At 42.9% G+C, this 13,197-nt stretch carries 15 protein-coding genes, 1 tRNA gene and 1 pseudogene; 6 read left to right on the top strand and 11 right to left on the bottom strand.

Annotation, left to right across the window (positions count from 1 at the left end):
- Positions 1-149: 149 nt before the first annotated feature.
- The 3 genes from cobD to bioU form a co-directional block, all read right to left on the bottom strand.
- Complete coding sequence (cobD, locus tag H6H03_RS13015) at positions 150-1,247, bottom strand: threonine-phosphate decarboxylase CobD (RefSeq protein WP_190955511.1); 1,098 nt, start codon at positions 1,245-1,247, stop codon at positions 150-152.
- A 26-nt stretch (positions 1,248-1,273) separates the two neighbouring features.
- Positions 1,274-1,558: an HU family DNA-binding protein gene (locus tag H6H03_RS13010; RefSeq protein ID WP_015111786.1), complete on the bottom strand. Its 285-nt coding sequence runs from the start codon at positions 1,556-1,558 to the stop codon at positions 1,274-1,276.
- A gap of 695 nt (positions 1,559-2,253) precedes the next feature.
- A complete protein-coding gene (gene bioU / locus H6H03_RS13005; RefSeq protein WP_190955510.1) occupies positions 2,254-3,258 on the bottom strand; it encodes a (S)-8-amino-7-oxononanoate synthase BioU in 1,005 nt (334 codons plus the stop codon).
- A gap of 259 nt (positions 3,259-3,517) precedes the next feature.
- On the opposite strand from bioU, the gene H6H03_RS13000 reads away from it, so the two are divergent.
- Positions 3,518-3,994 (top strand): hypothetical protein, encoded by a 477-nt coding sequence (locus H6H03_RS13000; protein ID WP_190955509.1) that lies wholly within the window; start codon positions 3,518-3,520, stop codon positions 3,992-3,994.
- Positions 3,995-4,273: 279 nt separating this feature from the next.
- Here H6H03_RS13000 and H6H03_RS12995 read toward each other — a convergent pair whose 3' ends face one another.
- Both H6H03_RS12995 and H6H03_RS12990 read right to left on the bottom strand, forming a co-directional pair.
- Positions 4,274-4,543 (bottom strand): DUF2442 domain-containing protein, encoded by a 270-nt coding sequence (locus H6H03_RS12995; protein ID WP_190955508.1) that lies wholly within the window; start codon positions 4,541-4,543, stop codon positions 4,274-4,276.
- Positions 4,515-4,721, bottom strand: a pseudogene (locus H6H03_RS12990) (DUF4160 domain-containing protein); the annotation flags it as partial. The pseudogene H6H03_RS12990 and the gene H6H03_RS12995, both read right to left, overlap by 29 nt.
- 472 nt (positions 4,722-5,193) lie before the next feature.
- Between H6H03_RS12990 and H6H03_RS12985 the strand changes: the two are divergent.
- From H6H03_RS12985 to H6H03_RS12975, 3 genes are read left to right on the top strand one after another with little or no spacing between them, the layout of a single operon-like run.
- Positions 5,194-5,403: a DUF2997 domain-containing protein gene (locus H6H03_RS12985; RefSeq protein ID WP_190955565.1), complete on the top strand. Its 210-nt coding sequence runs from the start codon at positions 5,194-5,196 to the stop codon at positions 5,401-5,403.
- Positions 5,404-5,442: 39 nt separating this feature from the next.
- The gene (locus H6H03_RS12980; protein ID WP_190955507.1) at positions 5,443-5,829 is read left to right on the top strand and encodes a DUF1257 domain-containing protein; all 387 of its coding nucleotides are present in this window, start codon (positions 5,443-5,445) and stop codon (positions 5,827-5,829) included.
- Entirely contained in the window at positions 5,829-6,290 is a 462-nt protein-coding gene (locus H6H03_RS12975; protein WP_190955506.1) for a ferredoxin, read from the top strand. Before H6H03_RS12980 ends, H6H03_RS12975 begins: the two co-directional genes overlap by 1 nt.
- Before the next feature lie 288 nt (positions 6,291-6,578).
- On the opposite strand, the gene H6H03_RS12970 is transcribed toward H6H03_RS12975, so the two are convergent.
- The 3 genes from H6H03_RS12970 to H6H03_RS12960 all read right to left on the bottom strand — a co-directional run bounded on the left by H6H03_RS12970 (position 6,579) and on the right by H6H03_RS12960 (position 9,726).
- Entirely contained in the window at positions 6,579-6,863 is a 285-nt protein-coding gene (locus H6H03_RS12970; protein WP_190955505.1) for a YiaA/YiaB family inner membrane protein, read from the bottom strand.
- 343 nt (positions 6,864-7,206) lie between these two features.
- Positions 7,207-8,844 carry a DUF4335 domain-containing protein gene (locus H6H03_RS12965; protein WP_190955504.1) on the bottom strand — a complete coding sequence of 546 codons (1,638 nt, stop codon included), beginning with the start codon at positions 8,842-8,844 and terminating at the stop codon, positions 7,207-7,209.
- Positions 8,845-9,120: 276 nt separating this feature from the next.
- Entirely contained in the window at positions 9,121-9,726 is a 606-nt protein-coding gene (locus H6H03_RS12960) for a DUF3038 domain-containing protein (RefSeq protein ID WP_190955503.1), read from the bottom strand.
- A gap of 391 nt (positions 9,727-10,117) precedes the next feature.
- On the opposite strand from H6H03_RS12960, the gene H6H03_RS41265 reads away from it, so the two are divergent.
- Complete coding sequence (locus tag H6H03_RS41265) at positions 10,118-10,252, top strand: hypothetical protein (RefSeq protein WP_277926151.1); 135 nt, start codon at positions 10,118-10,120, stop codon at positions 10,250-10,252.
- 315 nt (positions 10,253-10,567) lie between these two features.
- Here H6H03_RS41265 and H6H03_RS12955 read toward each other — a convergent pair.
- The 3 genes from H6H03_RS12955 to hisF all read right to left on the bottom strand — a co-directional run bounded on the left by H6H03_RS12955 (position 10,568) and on the right by hisF (position 11,797).
- Positions 10,568-10,640 (bottom strand) — tRNA-Ala (locus H6H03_RS12955).
- 92 nt (positions 10,641-10,732) lie between these two features.
- Positions 10,733-10,924, bottom strand: a complete 192-nt coding sequence (locus tag H6H03_RS40285; protein ID WP_096535022.1) for a hypothetical protein — start codon at positions 10,922-10,924, stop codon at positions 10,733-10,735.
- Positions 10,925-11,026: 102 nt separating this feature from the next.
- On the bottom strand, positions 11,027-11,797 hold the full coding sequence (gene hisF, locus H6H03_RS12950; protein WP_190955502.1) for an imidazole glycerol phosphate synthase subunit HisF: 771 nt from the start codon (positions 11,795-11,797) through the stop codon (positions 11,027-11,029).
- Positions 11,798-12,010: 213 nt separating this feature from the next.
- Between hisF and ruvB the strand changes: the two genes are divergently transcribed.
- Positions 12,011-13,111: a Holliday junction branch migration DNA helicase RuvB gene (ruvB, locus tag H6H03_RS12945; RefSeq protein WP_190955501.1), complete on the top strand. Its 1,101-nt coding sequence runs from the start codon at positions 12,011-12,013 to the stop codon at positions 13,109-13,111.
- The last annotated feature ends 86 nt before the right edge of the window (positions 13,112-13,197 follow it).

Genomic DNA, 13,197 nt, shown 5'->3' with positions numbered 1-13,197 from the left:
TGGGCATTGGGCATTGGGCATTGGGCATTGGGTATTGGGCATGGGGAAAGGGAAAGGGGTAAGGGGAAAAGGGGAAAGATTAAATTTATTCCTTTTCCCTTTAACCTTTAACCTTTTCCCCTGCGTCCCCAGTCCCTAGTCCCTAGTCCCTACTCCCCAGCCCCTACTCCCCACTCACTCAGCGCTGTGAGTAGGCGTTGGTTATCGGACTCTTCACGTACAGCAACCCGGAAAAAGCGATCGCCTAGTTCTTTAAAGCTAAGGCAATCGCGGATTAAAATCTGATGGTGCTTGAGTAATTCTTGCTGTAACTGGGAAGTGGATTTTTCAGACTCAACCAGTAAAAAGTTAACAGCACTTGCTTGGGGTTGCAATCCGGGAATTTTAGCTAAACCCTGAAAAAGTTGTTTTCGTGCAGGTGGTAGCCATGTCCAGGTTTGCTGTTGAAATTCCCTATCTTGGAGTGCCGCAATTGCCGCCGCTACCGCTAGCGTGTTTACTGGCCAGGGGTCGCGCCATAGCTGCCACTTAGACAGGCTGTCGGGGTGAGCGATCGCATATCCTAATCGCAGTCCTGGGAGACTGTAAAATTTAGTCAGCGATCGCAATACTACTAAATTCGCATATTCCTGCACCACCCCAATTAAGCTTTGCTCCTCATTGGGTGGCACAAAATCCATAAACGCTTCATCCACCACTACCAAGGCAAATTGCTCCAAGTAGGGCAAAATCGAGTCCCGCGAAAATAGCTTGCCCGTTGGGTTATGCGGGTTATTCAGCAACAGTCCTTTGTCCTTAGTTTTTTGTCCATTGTCAAGAACTAATGACAAAGGACTAATAACCAATGAATCTTGACCAGCTACTAATGACAAAGGACACTCCAGCACTTTAGCCTTGTACGCTCCCAAGGTTCGGTAGTAGTCGCCAAAGGCTGGAGTTATTAAAATTGTTGCCGCCAATTGTGCTAATTCTCTACCTATTAAAGTAAGTAATTCTGCTGAGCCGTTACCAGGCAGAATCCATTCAGGCGGCAATTGATGGAAGTGACTGAGAGCTAGTCTCAGTTCACTATAGTTAGGGTCTGGATAGTGCTTAATATTACCGATTTGGGACAGGATCGCAGCGATCGCGCTGTTTGGCGGCCCCAAAGGGCTGATGCTAGCAGAAAAATCCAGAATAGCATCAGGGGGACAGCCAGCCAGTGCTGCTGCCCAGGCTAAATTTCCCCCGTGTGCTGGTTGCCGCATCAAAAAAAGGTTTCCTGAAACAGAGCCTATGATTTTGGGGGTGCTACCCTTTCTCTAAATAGCTTCCCTGCCGAGAAGGCAGGCACCTTCGTCGCCGGAATTTCCATTTTTTCATTTGTTTTCGGGTTGCGACCTTCACGAGCTTTACGTTCCCGTGATTCAAAAGAACCGAATCCCACCAGCGTTACTTTATCGCCAGAGGAAACCGCCTCAATAATCGTTTCCAGTGCGGCAGTTAAAACTGCATCGGCTTGTTTCTTGGTAACACTAGCCTTTTCAGCAACGGCATCAACTAATTCACCTTTGTTCATGTCAAACTCCTAAAGTTTAGCTGAGATTTTTTTACCGATGTATGTTGATACATCTGTACTGAAATCTCTGTTCTTAGAAATACAAAAATCATCCTTTGGGAGTATATTTACTCAAAACGGCTGTACATCCCATCGGCTCGACTTTTCAATGAATCATTCTAAGGTGTTGTAGCCTGATGTGGATAGATGAAACCATTAATTTATATAGATTTCAGGATTTTTTGTAGTTTTAGGGTACTTGTTACACTAAAAACCACCCCAAAAGTAGGAAAAAATACCTAGTAAAACCCCTAGTTATGACAGGAACAGGAGAGGTGGGCAGACAAGGGAACAAGGGGGTAAGGGGACAAGGGGGAAAGGAGATGAGGGTATAAGCAGACAGGGGTCTGGGCGAATTTGTGAGTTGGTAGTCCGCTTTCATTATCACTTCACCTTGTTGTAGGCGTTCTCAAACATCTGAAAATGTAGCTGTCAGAATCTGCCAGAGATTACGATTTATAAACTTCATCAAGGTAAAAGTTTAAGTGACAACAGAGAACGGGCAACACTTCTGTTTTGCTGTTATCGCCCCGTTGCGGCAACCTTCCCGCAGATTAGAGGCTGGTAAAAAGGCAAAAAACAGACTTAAGCTCATCCCACCCCTTTTTAGGGATGGGATTTCACGTTGACTGTTAACTGTTAACCGTCAACATTTGTTACTTGACAAATTGGGGCATAATTTCAGCAGCGGTAAATATTCCATGAATACCGCGTTGGTGGAATTGTCTACCAGCTTTGAGATAGCCGAAAGCGGGGCCGCAGACATTAGCTGCCATACTGGTTTCATCTCCCAAAGTAAAGGTATGGGTGGAAATTTTACCTTCAAAGGTGCGTCCTGTGACCTTAACGTTGGTGCTGAGGGGCTTTTTAGGGTTGCGAGTATCAACTACACCACCAACAGTAACGCGATCGCGCCCCACTATTCCCGCTACTTCTAACATCACATCATCCGCGTGTTCCATATTCTCTAAGGTCAGCACCCCATTAGTTTTATCTAATAGTGCTTCCACCTCAGCATCAGTCATCGCCCTAGCAGTTTCCACTGTATAACCAGGCATGTGGCCGATATCTTCCCGAACAGTAGCGCGGTAAGCTTCCCAGTTGGCAATTCCTACACCAAAAGTAATTTCTACCTTGTGAATTTCGGCATAGCTTTGGGCGGCTAAAGCGGCGGCAGCAGTTAACAGTCCAGGCGTAGCACCGCATCCTGTCATGTAAGTAATTCCGGCTGCTTCCAATTCCTCTTTCATCGCCAGTAATTGTTCTACAGCACTGGTGCGCTTAATTGCATCCACTAGCACACCCCGCCAACCAGATTGAATAAACTGCTTGGCAACAGAGGGAATAAAATCATTTGGTAAGTTGGGTAAAGCCAGAAAATACCCATCTACAGGCTGACTGGAAGCGATTAAATCTTGAATACTGTTATTGCTTAATGTCCCAACTGGCTCTAAGTAGCCTACGGAACCTTGAGATTGATACTTAGCGATACATTCTTGAGTATTTAAACCTTCAGCAGCGTAAGCGTAGCCTTTTTGATCTGCTGCTGCGACTAAAATCATTTCGCGTTTGCCAGCAAGTAGCTTGGCGGCAGCTTGTCCGAGTCCACCAAACCCCAGTACTCCGACGCGGATAGTTTTGTTCGCTTGTTCTGTATTCATAGTCAATTTGTTGAGTTGAATTAAAAGCCTTTAGCATTCGGCATCTCAGTCTCCGAGTTATAACTGACGGCTGATAGCTGATAGCTCAAAGCTATAGAGGTTAATTATGATTCATTATCCTGGTTCTTTGGCGGACTGATGTTTTTTTTATGTAAGCTACTTGGACAGTATAAAAATTTAATTAAAAGTAAACACTTGCAATGCTTTGTTCTGGTTTGGGAACTTTAAGAATAATACTTAAGTACTGAAGACCGTTTGTATGGCAATAAAGGATGTTCTCACAGATTTTGAGGGAGATGATTTTGTTCCTCCCAGAATTATTCGTGCTACTCGCAGTTTTAATGGTCAAGGTACTTCACTTTATTACTATATTTATGGTAAAGATTCTGATGGATTTGTTGCTGGTTTAAAACTAGACTTCTTTCAAGAAGTTCGCTTCACTAACTTTAAAAAACCTCATCCAACAACAAAATATGAGCGTTATTTTGATAAATTCATTGCTGGGTGGTCTTGTAACCACGAGGATGTGTTGCAAAGTTTTACATCATCGAATTCAGCAACAAAAGTGCAATTAGACAAGATGGCTAGACATTGGGAAATTTCTGTAGAGCGATTTATCAATACCTTGTTAGTTGCGTATATGTTATTGTGGGATGCTAAGGATGATAACTGGCTTGATGGGTCTGATTGGAATGGCGGGGATTTCACGGGTTCCTTACCTTCACCAAAGCGATAAAACAGATACAGCGCGACCATTGGGAGTAGTTAGATTATCGAAGAATAGACCTCTTGCATGAATAGTGTAAGCATGAAAAAATACAGTTCAAAAAACAAAGAGCAATGAGCTACGAACAGATAAAAGACCTGCCACCACCAGAATTTAAACGGTTACCGAATCAGTACCGGAAATGGTGACAGCTTAAACGATAATATGCAGAGCGATCGCAGCACTAAAATAAAAAATACAGCAGATTTAAAGTTGCTGAATTACGAACTATGAATATAATGCGATCGCTTAACTTACCACTTTAGCTTTTGGTGCAGGTGCGCCACGCAGCATTCCTTCTGTGCTGAGGTCTTCATCGATGTCTTCCCAATGAATCCCATAACCACCGCCGCAAGTTTCCCATTTTAATCTTTGTTCAAGCGTAGCATTGAGGAGCCTGGGATACCAAACTAATGGCACTGTGATTGTTCGCCCATCCATTAAGTCAACACTGATAGTTTCATCGGTAAAGCGGACATCTTTAACTCTCTCATCCGCCCGAATTGCCAAAATACCCATCCCAAGCCTCCAAAAGTTTTGCTTGATTTTCTTGTACTAACACTTCTAATTTTCGCAGTTCTTTAGAACTGAAGCCAATGCTACTTGATAAACTCACTTGCTCAAGCCAAAATTTAGCTGTTGAGTCATCCCGATCTATATGAATGTGGGGTGGCTCATTAGGTTCATGACTGTAAAAGTAAAATCGGTAACTTTTTGGTGCTGATTTTGACTATTATCTCAAAAGGTTTAGAACTGCGAACGCATACCTACCATTTTGCTGTAGCGCTACCTACGCTGAATTTCACCTCAGCGATCACCAAGCTTAACGATAATGATAAACTTTTTCAATAAATTTATATTTTTGTAACTCATTTGGCTAGCTATAGTACCTCTAAATGTTTATTTTTAGGACTTTTGCTGCTTACCTAGCAAACTGAATTATTACCTTGACTAATCAAAGAGGTTAAGAGAGACTAACTAAAGACTGATGTGTGTGATAGCAAAATTAATAATTTTTGTAAAGATTCTGAGATATATATATTGAAAGATGGAACATTGGTTAACAAATGGCAAGTTTGTATCTAAGTAAAAATGTTCCGATGGCTATATTTGTAGCCTTCTGCTAAGGCAGTAGAATTCAAATGTACTTATCGTGGTTGGCCAAGAGTATGGAGACATTAGAGTTCATAATCTATCCAGATGGTCGGGTACAAGAAAAAGTCACTGGCATTGTGGGTGCTTCTTGCGCTGAGGTTACAGCAGCAATAGAGGCGCAGCTGGGGCAAGTACTTAAGCATGAGCCAACCTCAGAATACTTCGCCGCCAAGGTGCAGGAATCGAACGTGGCGAATACCCAAAACACTTACAGCGATTGGTAAGTTTTCACAGTAGTTTAGTCTCATTTAATTCAAACCACCATGTCACACTTTAGCCAAATTAAGACTCAAATCCGTAACCTTGATTCTTTGAAAGATGCTCTGACTGAATTAGGCATAGACTGGAAACCAGGCCCACGCGAAGTACGCGGTTATCGCGGCCAAACTCATCCTGCGGAAGTTAGCATTGAGCAGGAAAATGGCTACGACATCGGCTTTAAATGGAATGGCAAGGAATACGAACTGGTGGCAGACTTGCAATATTGGCAGCAAAATCTTTCTGTAGATGGATTTTTACGCCAGGTAACACAGCGTTATGCTTACCAAACAGTGATGAAAGAAACTGCTCGTGTTGGCTTTCAAGTTGCTGAAGAACAAAAAAATGAAGATGGTTCAATTCGCCTGGTAGTACAACGCTGGAGTGCGTAATGGCTGATTTTCTGCCGTCGCCGGAAGAACAACAAGACAACCGTTCCGGTTTGGAGCCAGAATTAGGGGGTTTTTTGCGGGATGCCCCAGAGCGTTCTGGTTTAGAGCCGGAATTGGGTGGTATGCTTCGCCAAAGGGGTGTTTATGTTGACGAAATCACCTGTATTGGTTGTAAGCACTGTGCCCATGTTGCGCGTAACACCTTTTACATTGAAGCAGATTATGGGCGATCGCGAGTAATTCGCCAAGATGGGGACGCCGAAGAAATTATCCAAGAAGCAATTGACACTTGTCCGGTTGATTGCATCCATTGGGTTGATTACACTGAACTCAAAAAGTTAGAAGAAGAGCGCAAATATCAGGTAATTCCTGTAGTAGGTTATCCGGTAGAACAGGCCGTGGCTGCTAGCGAACGGCGACGTAAAAGGCAAAAATTAAGGAGTAAGAAATCCCGTTATTAAGATAAAAAATTTAAACGAATATGACAAAGGACTGAATCTATCAGTCCTTTTATTTTTCTTAGATTGCATAATTGAGAATAAATAATTGGAATGAATATTGTTGTTTGATATTCTGAAAGTAGCTTATTGAGTGAATCTTTTTAATCCGAAATATACAACTTATTTTAGTAAATGAAATACACAGGTAGGGGCACAATATTTTTGTGCCCTTACAGTTATCTGTACCTAACGCAGTTGCAATTTGCTGGAAAATCTAAAATCTAAAATTCAAAATTGTTCTAATCTTCTTTATTTGAAATTTAGAGGATCGTGTTGTGAAAGCAATTTTTCTACCTTGGCTTCGTCGATTCTAGCGGTTATTTTTCTAGTTTCGTGCAAGTCTCTAGTAGTCTTTGCTAAGGTGAAAGTGGAGCCAACAGAAAAAGCCAAACCCATACCCATAAACCCTTTGACCCAGCTATCCACTGGCAAATTCACAATACCAAAGGTAGTCATAGAAATAGAAAGTAGAAAAGCTGCCCATGTTTGAATAATCCAAGCTAGACTGTCTTTTTGAGTACCAGTTGTTTGCATATTCCCTACCTTATTACTTGAGTAATTGTTAGCAACTTTTGAAAAAGAATTCAAAATCCAGAATTAATTTGAAAAGAGGTTTTTTACCTCTTGCCTACAATGCAAGGGGTTGTAATTAGCTTTTGTCGAACTCACATTAGAGTTTTAAAACTTCTATTTTTAGTTTTTTGGGGAGAATTCTTATTAAAAATAATTGTATTGATTGGTAAGTTTACTGTTATCAATATCCAGACCAGTTTGCTAACTGGACTCAAAAAGCCTAGCTTCAGAGCAATTAGAGCAAACAAAAACTGGCACAAGGTTTGTACCAGTTACATAAGTGTCAACCAACGGATAAATTTACTTACTCATCTGGAAAAGTCTGTACCTTGCCATCAGGACTGAGAACAACTCGAATTCTGACATTTTGTCCGCGGGTATTGGCGGAAACGAAAGGTTGACCAACTTGCGGCATCCCAGCGCTATCAACGTATTCTCTTGCTGCTTTATTCAGGGGAAAAATTCGTTCAACTGTGCCGTCAACACTGACTATCAAACTGTATTCTAATGTCTGTCCCAATCCCGCAGGTGGTTGCCAGCGCTTTGTAAGATATTCTCTGGCTTCTGCTACCTGAGGTGTATCAAATAATGTGCCAGTTGCCACTTGTCTGGATGTGGGGGCTTTACTTCCGTCCCCTAATTGATCGATAAATGGATTAGTAGTAGCAGTTGCAGAGGCGGGCTGTTCTGAAGAAGGTTTATTTGCAGGAGAAGCTGCCTGTAGGGCACTGATTGTTTCGTCCAGTTGTTGTGAATTTAATGGAGAACCTTGGGTTGGGATATTGCCACGCTTGCTATTGGGTATGGTGGCAACAGAGGGGGGAACTACTGGCGAGATGTTGGGTGAGAAGTTGGGTGTGTTAGAAGATAGGCTGGGGGGTAAATTGCGTCTCTTCGGGAGAGCATCAGCTTGGGGATTTGGGGCTGTGAGATTCTGTCCCAAATTTGGTAGTATGGCGATTTCCTGTCCGGGGATTTTGCTAGACGGTGCGTTAGCGAAGCTCGCCGGAGGCATCGCTGAATTTTTTGGTAGGGTTGGAGTCTTACCCAAAGTTGTAGGAGGTATAGCCAGTGAATTGTTGGGCAATACAGGCGGTGTCGTAGTCAAACCAGAACCAGTGGTTGTTAGCGGTGTTTGGGGCAAACTAGACGCCGCAGGTGGAGGTGTGGAACCGAGCAAATTATCTGCTGGGGTGGTGAGTCCAGACTGGGGTGCGGGAAAGGTTAGAGAGGGTGAAGGTTGTAGCGCAGTCTTGACCTCTGTCGGGTCTGCTGTTTTGGCTGTCTGTTGTTTTTGTCTGATGTTATTAGCATATTGCCAAGTAACTGGTAAAAAACCGACAGCTAATACTAATACTGCGGCAATAGGCGCCCAAGCGGGGAAGCTCATATCTGAACTCCTAGTGTTAAGAGTTGGGAGTGCCATAACATCGGTTGAGTATTCATCTAAAGCAGTTGCCAAATCGAATAGTTGCAACAAACTCAGTTGAATCACTGGGCCGGATGTTTGGTTGGCGAGAGAACCAAGAAATAGATTGTGAGTTAAATAGCTGCTGGGTTCTAAATATATATTTGCGCCTGGAACTTGGGTATTAAAAGAATTTAATGTTTTTGTTGATAACTCTAATTCTGGTTCATCCAGTACCGCGCTTGATTCTTGGTTACCTGAGAAACGAACCCAAAAGGTTTCTGGAGACTGTTGGAGGAATTGCTGTACATAGCTGGTGACTGCATCACACAAAGCTTCTAGTTGGTTGCGATCGCCTCGAATAGGAACTCTGTGTTCTTCTGGGAGTCGGGGATCGTCAAAACGTAGTTCAAAGCTTAGCTGCTTGAGGACAGTTCTCCCCATCCAACGAGACAAAGGCGAGCTTTGTGCGAATACTTCTAGCGTACAAGTAGGAGGTGTGTAGCGACGAATCACAGTATTTGATAGAGGCATGGCAGGAACAGCAAGGAAGACTATTTGGGATTTTGCGTACTCCTAGATCGAAGCAAGCTACGCATAGCGTGTCGGAGACAAAAGTTGAGTCAGTTGCTTGCAAATAAAAGTTGTGACTTATAACTTTGTTCGATTCTTTTTTTTGTGCAAACTGATGTGCAAGGAAGAACCAATGTTGATAACGCATTGCCCAAGGGCTAGCGATCGTCAAAGAGGTTTCTTGACCTAGCAAACTTACATCGGCGGATTTCGGTTGAGGAATCTCAAAAGTCAAATTTAAAATTTTGTAGAACGGTCTATAAGTGCTAGCCAAAGACGGCGATGCCCACCAGGGGCACTGTAAAAAAGTAAATCTACAAGCAGTTTTAGTGCCAGGTTGGTAAGTAAATCTGTTGAGATTTGCTCGTCCTCTTCCATCCGCTCTTGGTAAGTGTTGCAAAAAGCATCAATATAGTCTCCAAGTAAAGCAGCCTGGTGAGGTTCCCGGTTACTTTCTGCCATTTGTTCTAACAAACCAACAGCCCGGCGAATCAATTCCTGGTGCTGTTTGGCTAGGTAGCAGGTGATAAGAACAAGCGATCGCGCTTCTTCTATATCTAGCTTTTTTCGCCCTCCTTGACCTTTGCGTAGCGGATTTGATTGGCGCAGCCGCCATAAAGCTACGCGGTCTGGCACTCTTGACTCTAAATTCAAATCAGTTGCCGCCGAAAGCATAGCCTCAGAACCAATCCCAGTTAAGGTTTCTAGCGCCAACAGCACCAAGTCTAATTGGGTTTTGATATTGTCCCATTGAACTGTGTTTGGGGCTGGAAGCTTGATTAAATCCTCCCACTGGGCATTTGGAGTGGCTGAGTTGGTGGCCGAGTGCATAACTTTTAGCATAGGTGATCAAGCTGATGGGGAATGGTGCTGTTACCCATTTTGAAACCAGACTCTCAATAATTAAAGTTGGTTTCCTAAAGCTAGAAGCCAGAGGCTCGATCTAGCTTTTATTTCTGTGGTCACAGCAGGTATCTTTGTCCTACTCTAGATGAAAATTTATTTTCTACAAAGTAGAAAATTATTAATCCCAGTTAAGGTTTACCTGATTTTTGCTACTTGCACAGTACAAAAGTATAAATAATGTTAAGAATGCTCATCACTATTCACTACTGGGTAATTATGTAGAATACTCCTAATGTTTCCATAGGAGTTGAAATTTCTCGATTCTTATTAGTTTTTATTTGATATTCGTGTGCTTATAATTACTACACAAATATTTCATAAATTTGTCATGCTGTTTTCTCAACCATTACCTTGTGCTTGCGGCAAAATCAAAGAACTCATCCCGCCGCGACGAAAACACCGATCGCCCTCGTTTTCTTCAATTGCCCTGCAACTTCAAGTCATTAGTACCGATCGCCAATGACTAAATGACTAATTTTTTCAAATCAGACATTGCGACAACAACCATAAGTTGTCCAAAGTGACAACCAATAGTTGACCAAGACTGTCACTTAAAGGATAAAGTGACCGTTATTAAAAGATAAAGTGGCCGCAGAACAGAACCTATGACAGAAGCGTATTTGAAACAATTGAATGCGATCGCTTGTAAAGTATGGCGAAAATAGGGTAACGCAAAAATAAGTATTCCAGGTTTTAAGTGCGGCCACTTTATCCTTTAATTCCGGCCATCTTTTCCTTTAAGTGACACATACTGGTAACTAAATGTTTTAAGTTTAAATGGAGCTAAGCGGATTCGAACCGCTGACCCCCTCAATGCCATTGAGGTGCTCTACCAACTGAGCTATAACCCCTTAAGTGCCTGAACTAGCTTAGCCTATTCATCGCTGCTTTGTCAAGATTTTGATATTAAATTTTAATTATCTCTCATAATACTGAGCAATGCTTAAGATACTTGCAATAAATAAGCCATACAGTGACCCATTAAAAAGTAAACTACTAACATAGCAGCTGCGGCCAGTGCGACCAATGTACCAGCTAACATCAAAGAGAATTCCTTATTCTCGTAGGCTCTTTCCATCAGATGCAGCGACCATGCAACCAGGGCTACATCAAAAATTAAAATAGGAAGCAACATATTTCTTAATATTTATTAATAGATGTAAACTAATATTAACATCCTTTAGTGGAAGTGTGTCTAACTAGAGATAGATGCAATTAATAGACAAATACTTACTGATTAAAAGGAACGTACTGGGAGTTCGCGATCGCGCAAATAATTTTTGATTTGAGCTACGCTTAGTTGACCGTAATGTAAGAGCGATGCCAGTAGTGCTGCTTGGGCTTTGCCTTGGGTTAGAGCTTCATATATATGTTCGCAATTACCTGCCCCACCAGAAGCAATGACTGGAATTTCCACAAGTTCAGCAATTGTCCGGGTTAACTCTAGGTCATATCCGGCTTGGGTTCCATCAGCATCCATACTTGTGATTAGCAGTTCTCCGGCCCCCCGTTTTTCAACTTCTTGTGCCCAAAGTAGGGCATCTAAGCCTGTATTTTCCCTGCCACCGCGGACATAAACGTCCCAACCTGGATTTTCTGGGTTAACTCTGCGTCTGGCATCAATAGCAACGACTATGCATTGATTACCAAAGCGATCGCTTGCCCGATTAATCAAGTCTGGTTCGCGCACTGCCGCAGAATTAATACTAACCTTGTCTGCTCCAGATCGTAACAAAGCTTTAACATTTTCTAAGGATTGAATACCGCCACCCACAGTCAATGGAATGAAGACTTGTTCAGCAGTGCGGTAAACAACGTCTAAGATAGTAGCTCGGTCTTCATGAGTGGCTGTAATATCCAGAAATACTAACTCATCAGCACCGGCTTCGTTGTAAACCTTTGCCAGTTCTACAGGATCGCCTGCATCTTGCAGGTTGACAAAATTAACTCCTTTTACAACCCGTCCCGCCTTCACATCTAAGCACGGTAAGATTCTTTTAGATAACATAGTAATTTTTGTACTTCTAGGTAATTGACCGGAATTTAAATTTTAAATTGGCGCGGGTATTTGCAAACGAAAATTTTCTCAAGTATGGGGAATGGGGTATGGGGAGCTGTGGGAGGATGGGGAAGAAATCTTTCCCCCCACACTCCCCCATCTCCCCAGTCCCCAGTCCCCAGTCCCCAGTCCCCAGTCCCCTAAAAAGTAGACAGCTGAATCATGGCGATAATCTCCTCGAAAAAACAGCCTCCAGAACCCAACGGAGAACCAAAACAGCGTCGGGAATCGGCGAAAGCAGCATCCACGAACAATATTTTGCAACCTGAAGCTGCTATTGATGAACAAGACAGGCAGGAAGAAAGTATTAGACCACAGCGATTTGCCGATTACATTGGGCAAAAAGATTTAAAGGATGTATTAGACATTGCCATCAAAGCAGCTAAGTCTCGTGGTGAGGTGCTGGATCACTTACTGCTGTATGGGCCGCCAGGATTGGGTAAAACCACAATGGCAATGATTTTAGCATCGGAAATGGGGGTAAATTACAAAATTACTAGTGCGCCAGCCCTAGAACGTCCACGAGATATTGTTGGGCTACTGGTAAACATGAAGCCAGGAGATATTTTATTTGTAGATGAAATTCATCGCCTCTCGCGAATGACAGAAGAAATTCTCTATCCGGCGATGGAAGATTATCGGTTGGACATTACTATTGGTAAGGGTTCGAGCGCTCGGATTAGAAGTTTACCGCTGTCAAAATTTACCTTGGTGGGAGCTACAACCCGCGTGGGTGCTTTAACTTCACCACTGCGCGATCGCTTCGGCTTAGTTCAAAAGTTACGATTTTATGAAGTTGATGAACTGAGTAAAATTGTACTGCGAAGTGCGGAATTACTTAAAACCCCAGTTACAGAAGATGGTGCCGCAGAAATAGCCCGGCGATCGCGCGGAACACCACGTATTGCTAATAGACTACTCAAACGAGTACGTGATTATGCACAAGTAAAGTTATCTGGAGAGATTAATGAAAACGTCGCATCTGAGGCATTGCAACTATTCCAAGTAGATCCTTGTGGTTTAGATTGGACAGACCGCCAGATGCTAAGTGTAATCATTGAACAATTTAACGGCGGGCCAGTGGGGTTAGAAACAATGGCAGCCGCAACAGGTGAAGATACCCAAACAATTGAAGAAGTCTACGAACCTTACCTGATGCAAATTGGTTATTTAACCAGAACTCCCCGTGGCAGGATGGCGACAAAAGCAGCATACAAACATTTGGGATTTACGCCGCCTAGCGAACAATTGTCGTTATTGTAATTACGATAAATTGGGCATTGGGCACTTGTACTGAGCTTGTCCTGAGCGTAGTCGTTGGCGCAGCCTCTCGTAGAAAAGGGCGCAAC

Source organism: Nostoc paludosum FACHB-159 (genome assembly GCF_014698835.1).
Classification (GTDB): domain Bacteria; phylum Cyanobacteriota; class Cyanobacteriia; order Cyanobacteriales; family Nostocaceae; genus Nostoc; species Nostoc paludosum.
The sequence above is the reverse complement of the archived record's forward strand: the minus strand, read 5'-3'. Positions and strand labels throughout refer to the sequence as shown.

What these genes read in the sequence shown, in the direction of transcription:
- H6H03_RS13000 (WP_190955509.1), top strand. Translation starts at nt 3,518, where the DNA reads ATGGCAATAAAGGATGTTCTCACAGATTTTGAGGGAGATGATTTTGTT.
- cobD (WP_190955511.1), bottom strand. Translation starts at nt 1,247, where the DNA reads ATGCGGCAACCAGCACACGGGGGAAATTTAGCCTGGGCAGCAGCACTG.
- H6H03_RS12960 (WP_190955503.1), bottom strand. Translation starts at nt 9,726, where the DNA reads ATGCTAAAAGTTATGCACTCGGCCACCAACTCAGCCACTCCAAATGCC.
- H6H03_RS12970 (WP_190955505.1), bottom strand. Translation starts at nt 6,863, where the DNA reads ATGCAAACAACTGGTACTCAAAAAGACAGTCTAGCTTGGATTATTCAA.
- H6H03_RS40285 (WP_096535022.1), bottom strand. Translation starts at nt 10,924, where the DNA reads ATGTTGCTTCCTATTTTAATTTTTGATGTAGCCCTGGTTGCATGGTCG.
- hisF (WP_190955502.1), bottom strand. Translation starts at nt 11,797, where the DNA reads ATGTTATCTAAAAGAATCTTACCGTGCTTAGATGTGAAGGCGGGACGG.
- H6H03_RS41265 (WP_277926151.1), top strand. Translation starts at nt 10,118, where the DNA reads ATGCTGTTTTCTCAACCATTACCTTGTGCTTGCGGCAAAATCAAAGAA.
- H6H03_RS13010 (WP_015111786.1), bottom strand. Translation starts at nt 1,558, where the DNA reads ATGAACAAAGGTGAATTAGTTGATGCCGTTGCTGAAAAGGCTAGTGTT.
- ruvB (WP_190955501.1), top strand. Translation starts at nt 12,011, where the DNA reads ATGGCGATAATCTCCTCGAAAAAACAGCCTCCAGAACCCAACGGAGAA.
- H6H03_RS12975 (WP_190955506.1), top strand. Translation starts at nt 5,829, where the DNA reads ATGGCTGATTTTCTGCCGTCGCCGGAAGAACAACAAGACAACCGTTCC.
- H6H03_RS12995 (WP_190955508.1), bottom strand. Translation starts at nt 4,543, where the DNA reads ATGGGTATTTTGGCAATTCGGGCGGATGAGAGAGTTAAAGATGTCCGC.
- bioU (WP_190955510.1), bottom strand. Translation starts at nt 3,258, where the DNA reads ATGAATACAGAACAAGCGAACAAAACTATCCGCGTCGGAGTACTGGGG.
- H6H03_RS12965 (WP_190955504.1), bottom strand. Translation starts at nt 8,844, where the DNA reads ATGCCTCTATCAAATACTGTGATTCGTCGCTACACACCTCCTACTTGT.
- H6H03_RS12985 (WP_190955565.1), top strand. Translation starts at nt 5,194, where the DNA reads ATGGAGACATTAGAGTTCATAATCTATCCAGATGGTCGGGTACAAGAA.
- H6H03_RS12980 (WP_190955507.1), top strand. Translation starts at nt 5,443, where the DNA reads ATGTCACACTTTAGCCAAATTAAGACTCAAATCCGTAACCTTGATTCT.